The sequence below is a fragment of the Parabacteroides sp. ZJ-118 genome (assembly GCF_011038785.1).
Classification (GTDB): domain Bacteria; phylum Bacteroidota; class Bacteroidia; order Bacteroidales; family Tannerellaceae; genus Parabacteroides.
In genome coordinates this window covers 1-5786 of the sequence record NZ_JAAKDT010000071.1, presented here as the reverse complement: position 1 = coordinate 5786, position 5786 = coordinate 1, and the positions used below count along the sequence as shown (strand labels likewise).

At 44.3% G+C, this 5786-nt stretch carries 2 protein-coding genes and 1 pseudogene; 2 read left to right on the top strand and 1 reads right to left on the bottom strand.

Annotated elements, in window-relative coordinates; translation table 11 throughout:
* The first annotated feature begins 38 nt into the window (after nucleotides 1–38).
* Together G7Y39_RS12905 and G7Y39_RS12900 are read left to right on the top strand one after the other, a co-directional pair.
* Entirely contained in the window at nucleotides 39–4253 is a 4215-nt protein-coding gene (locus tag G7Y39_RS12905; protein ID WP_241160058.1) for an LPD38 domain-containing protein, read from the top strand.
* 111 nt (nucleotides 4254–4364) lie between these two features.
* Nucleotides 4365–5123, top strand: coding sequence for a hypothetical protein (locus tag G7Y39_RS12900; RefSeq protein ID WP_165157852.1), 759 nt, complete (start codon nucleotides 4365–4367; stop codon nucleotides 5121–5123).
* Nucleotides 5124–5674: 551 nt separating this feature from the next.
* Here G7Y39_RS12900 and G7Y39_RS13945 read toward each other — a convergent pair.
* A pseudogene (locus G7Y39_RS13945) lies at nucleotides 5675–5786 on the bottom strand (DDE transposase); the annotation flags it as partial.

The following is a 5786-nucleotide window of genomic DNA, read 5'->3' as shown; positions in this document are numbered from 1 at the left end:
CCATAGGCGACAAATCCGTTTATAGGGATGGTGACGTTATGCCTTCCGATATACGTGGCAAGCTCTATGAGGCTAAGCGTATGGACAGGGAGAACGATGAGAAGAAGTCACGTATCGATAAGTTACGTAGAATCGATCCTGTTGAGATAAGCGGACATGAGATAGAACCAAGCGCGGATATGAAGCAGTATAAGAAGAACGCCTTGGAATATGGAAAGTCATTGAGAGGAGAATATACCAATAATGATACGGGTGTTTCCATATCCGTGACAGGAGGAAATAACCGTGGTGGCATTCGCGAGATATTGCAACATGACTATAAGGATGTCGAGCATCTTCAATCTATAGCCGCTATACCTAAAATCATTGAGGAATCTATATTTATTGATGAGTTAAACAATGAGGATCATGAGAGATATCCGGGTGTGAGATCTTTCTCATATTATGTATGCGGGTTGAAGATTGGTGATACGGATTATACCGTAAAGGCCGTTATCGCGAATCAGAGTAATGGGGATAGATATTATGACCATAAATTAACAGATATAGAAAAAGGCGAATTACTATCCATTGTCCCAACAATACAAAAAGCTGGAATGGATGGCAACCCGCCCGTATCTGGCATCAAAGATAGGCGTTTGCTCTCTATTCTCCAAACGGATGACCAAGAAAACGCAAGGAAAATATATGAAGCGACCGGATGGAGGAAAGACGGTAACGGTGATTGGGTTTATGACAAGAATAATTTAAACGAGGATAACAATGGATCAAACGAGGGAGATATTGAACCTGAAAAAGGAGAACAACCTTCTAAAACAGAAGGTGCTGGAGGTGAACTCGATGCAGTCGAGGTCGTTGATGAGAACCGAGGTCAGGGTAAACCAGACGGTGTCGACGAACCAACAGGAGGTGAAAACGCTATTGACGGAGATGAAGAAGCAGCTTACCGATATGGAGAAAAGGCTGACGGACAAGATGACGGCGATGGAGAGCGCGCTTACGCTGGAGATCCGTTCGATAGGACAGCAGGTGTCGGCGACGTTGTCGGAGAAGGACGCGGAGATATACTCGCTGAACCAGACGATAACAACGAAGGACGCGGAGATAGAGGAACTGCAGAGACGGATAGAGGAGCTGGAAGGGAATCAAGGGACGTAACGGATGATTTCGGCTTCGCTGAGAGTATCGTGCGTTTCAGGGAGGACGCGCGCGAGGAATCCGTATTGTTCGCGGATAATGACGTGCAGGTGGTGGAGAAACAGGTAGGATCGGCCAAGGAACAATATGAGCGTACCTTGTCGACGTCTGCCTATCAATTCCAGGAGGCTTTACAGGATTCCATGTTAGGGCTTAAGGAGTTGCAGGACTCGGTGGCCAAGGCTACAAATAGCCGAATACTGGATTACGAGAACGCCTATATGTCCGAGAACGCGCTGTCCTCTGTTAACCAAGCTGAGTTTGACGCTTACAGGAAGGCGGCTTTCGAGCCTATATTAAAGGCGATATCACGATTGGAGAAGAAGGGGTCAAGCATTGATCAGGTGAGAGATTACCTTATAACCAAGCATGGCATAGAGAGAAACCGGGAGATGGCCGTTAAGCTGGCGTTGTCAAAAAACAATGAGACCTATGAGTCCATGCTCGAGGAGTATATCGGTAGGAGGAACGAGATACGCGATAACGGGAAGTCATGGGAAGAGCAGCAATCGGAGATGGATAGGCTGGCCGAGGAATACGGGGCCGATCTATCCGTTGATTTCAGCGGTCTCACGTCAATGTACCCGGACATTGATAACAAAGGATATGATCATGACTCGGCTGTACAATACGTGTTGGATTATGAGTCAAGATATGATACGTCCGGGTTGTCTGAATCCGTTAGAAGGGCCAATGAGGCTATATTGGAGAAGCAACGGGATAGCGGTCTCATGAGCCAAAAGACGTTTGATAGTATAAGGGACATGTATCAGTTCTACGTGCCTTTGCGTGGATGGGAGGAGAAAACGGCGGATGAGGTATACGCTTATCTACAGTCCGACAGCCATACGTTTAACGCCCCGATTAAGACAGCCTCCGGAAGGAGGAGCAAGGCTGACGACCCTATAGCGACTATCGCGAACATGGCGGAGAGCGGTATCATGCAAGGTAACCGAAACCTGATGAAGCAGAAATTCCTTACGATGGCGCAGAACCATAAGACGGATCTCGTTAGCGTAAGCGATATGTGGATACGACGTGACGATGTTACCGGCGATTGGGTAGCGGTATTCCCGGATATCCCATCCAACGCCACGCCGGATCAGGTAGAGTCGATCGTAGAGGCTTTCAACAAGCGCATGGAGGAGCTGTCCAATGAGAAAGACTCGGGTTTCAAGCGCTCGAGGGACGCCATAGGTATACCTTACAAGATATTGCCAAAAGACTTGAGGGAGCATCAAGTGATCGTGATGAGAGGCGGCAAGGAATACGTGCTCACGATAAACGGCAACCCAAGGGCGGCGCAGGCGTTGAACGGTCTTACGAACCCGGACACTAACACGGGATGGTTCGAGAAATGCGCGGGATGGTTTAACCGTAACATCTCCGCTAACTATACCACGCGTAGCCCGGAGTTCATGATAAGTAACTTCATCCGTGACGCGCTGTATTCGAATACCACGGTATGGGTAAAGGAAAGCCCTCTTTACGCGTGGAAGTTCAATAAGAATTTCGCGAGGGTGAACCCGCTCCATATGTACCGGCTTATAAAGAGGTATGAGAGCGGAAAGCTTGACATGGGTAACCCGTTGGATAAGGCCTATCATGATTTCGTCATGAGAGGCGGTGAGACCGGATACACCAATTTGAGGGATATCGAATACAAGAAGAAGGAGATCCAAAGAGAACTTAGGCAATACGGGAAGAAGGTTTCCATAGGCAAGGCGTTGAGAATATTGGGTGAATGGATGGACTTGTTTAACAAGAGTGTCGAGAATTGCGCGAGGTTCGCTGCGTTCCTAACGTCAAGGGAGATGGGCAAAAGCACGGACAGATCGGTTTATGACGCGAAGGAGATATCCGTTAACTTCAACAAGAAGGGTGCCGGTTCAAAGTTCATTAACGCGGAGGGTCAGACATATATAGGAAAATCAGGAGCGGCGTTATCCGGACTGTCAAGATTCATGTATATATTCTGGAACGCCGGAGTACAAGGCATGTATAATTTCGGGAGGCTGGCCAAGGGTAATCCGAAGAAATCCATTGGTCTAGCGTCCTCTTTCTATTTGCTCGGCATTATCATGCCTATGATAGCGGAGGCTTTTGATGACGGTGAGGAGGATAGTGATTATTACGATCTTCCTGAACACGTGAGACGTAATAATATCTGTTTCCGTAACGGTTTCGATGGTTGGATCACAATCCCACTTTCTATCGAGTTAAGGGCTATATACGGTCTCGGTGAGATGACTTACGGTTTGGTATCCGGCAATGAGAGGCATACAAACAAGAAGATCGCCATGAAGCTGGCTGAGCAAGTGTCCCAGGTCCTTCCATTGGATATGATGGAGGGTGGAGGAGGTTTCTCCGCTTTCGTGCCAAGCTCGTTGAAGCCGTTGATCGAGGCCGGGTACAACAAGGATTGGACGGGATTGCCATTGTATAAGGATAATGATTTCAACAAGGGCATGCCGGAATGGACGAAGGCTTTCAAGAGCGTTGACCCGTCCATATTGGCGATGACAAAATACGCGAACGAGCTTACAGGAGGGGATAAGTACAAGACCGGTGTAGTTAACGTGAACCCGTCTGTCATAGAGCATATATTGGAAGGTTATTTCGGTGGTATAGAGGCTACCCGCTCGCAGTTGGTTAAATCTGCCGAGACGGCTTTCGGGATGCGTGATTTCGACTGGAGGAATATACCTGTAGGTAACAGGATCGTCAAAACTGGGGACGAACGTACAAGGAAGAAAGCCATAGATGACGCTTATCATGATAATCTGGCTGAGATGGATAAGATCGGACAAAGATTGAGAGGGTATCGTAAGGAGTTGTCCAATCCGAAGAACGATAGTTTTGATATCGCTGAGTACCAGAAAAAACTGAATGATCTTATGCTGAGCGATGAATATCGGTCATACGTTGAGTTCAATAATCTTAATAAGCTGTATAAATCAATGGGCGAATATCTTAAGAAGGTTGATGATGAGAGGTTGGAACAGGAGATGTATGACTTGAAAGAGATGATGAATGAGATAGCTAGGGGAGAATAGATAAGTATCGGGTGACACAAACGTCACCCGATATATGTTATCAAACATATAATATAATATACCTCATGTAAAACAATGAAGTACTTTTGTGAAACATAAATCTATTTTACCATGGACGAAAATATTGATATGACTATTGAGCAAGATGTGACTATAGAGTTGATACTGTCTGTATTTAAAAATTATTCAGACTCGAAGCGTATGAAAGAAATAAAAGACATAATAGTCTCATTTATTCATCCGGGTGAATTGATAGTTGACTCTGAAGAGAGAAGTCGTATAGAAGATAAAGTTGTTGAACTTATTTCCACAGATAAGAAAAGAGGGGACGAATCCGAGCTAAAATATTCTAACGGTAAATATAGTAAGAGAAAAAAAAGATCAGATCCTAAACCTATAGTGGATCTGTTGCCTAGCGTGGAGTATACAGGCACAGCCGGAGAATGCGCCGTGATATCAGAGCTGTTGTTCTCCGGTTACAACGCAAATAGGATGATGGTCGATGAGGGCGTAGACATAATAGCGGTAAAGGATAATATCTATTATTATGTACAGGTAAAGACTACGACCATAAAGGATGGGCGTGTTTATGCGCAGATAAAAACAGATAGGTTCAACCAATTTATGTCAGCGCAAATAAGATATATTATTGTCGCGAGGTATGATGATCATGGGATTTCCCGTAATATGTTCTTCTCTTTCACCCCACAACAAATAGATCAAGCGGCTTATGAAGGATGTATAAAGAAGAACGAAAACACGGTAAGTATAAAGATAAAGTTTAATGATAAAACCGGGAAGCCTTATCTTTACGATAATAATGAGTGTAGTTGTGCTTGGAATTGGAATAAGAAGGATCTTTTAGGATAAAATTGGCAGTGTCCATAATATTGTGTAAATTTTGAAACAGAGTGTTATACAATATCTTCAATGATAGGACCTGTTGTTTTTTAATTGATTACTTTCGCGATGTAAATTTAATTTTGTATTGATCATGTCATATATAAAGAAAAAGGATATACCTTTTCTAGTTCCTTTCGCAACCTCTGTCATTGCGTTTTTCTATATTCCTTCACCATCTGAATATAGCGATGAGAATCATGTGTACGTGAAGGCTTTTGATACTCATATGGAAGTACTTAGCGCATCTTCATGGTTTTGGATTATTATACCGTTCTTCATTTTTTATATGGCGTATATACATGACTTATCCGATAAAAGCGCGGATTCCGCTTCTAGGCTTTCGTTATATTCTACTTTTGCGTTCATATCTTTATGGCTGTTCTGTATTCAGCTTTCAACTGAGTTCCATATACCTTGTTTGTTGCTTTTGGCATCTTCCGTTTATACGTTCATGTTCCCTTGGATAATGAATAAGAATAAGGGCTCAGCGGATTTTTCCGGTTGGGGGGATGACATTCTCAACTATATTGCGTGGCAAGTCTGAACATAAAGAATTTCACATCGCATACACCGCGCAACTGGCTTCGGAAAGCTTTGATTTTGGCGTTGAATGATTCTGCCGACGCATTC

Coding starts and splice junctions, on each gene's coding strand:
- G7Y39_RS12905 (WP_241160058.1), top strand. CDS start 39: ATGCCTTCCGATATACGTGGCAAGCTCTATGAGGCTAAGCGTATGGAC.
- G7Y39_RS12900 (WP_165157852.1), top strand. CDS start 4,365: ATGGACGAAAATATTGATATGACTATTGAGCAAGATGTGACTATAGAG.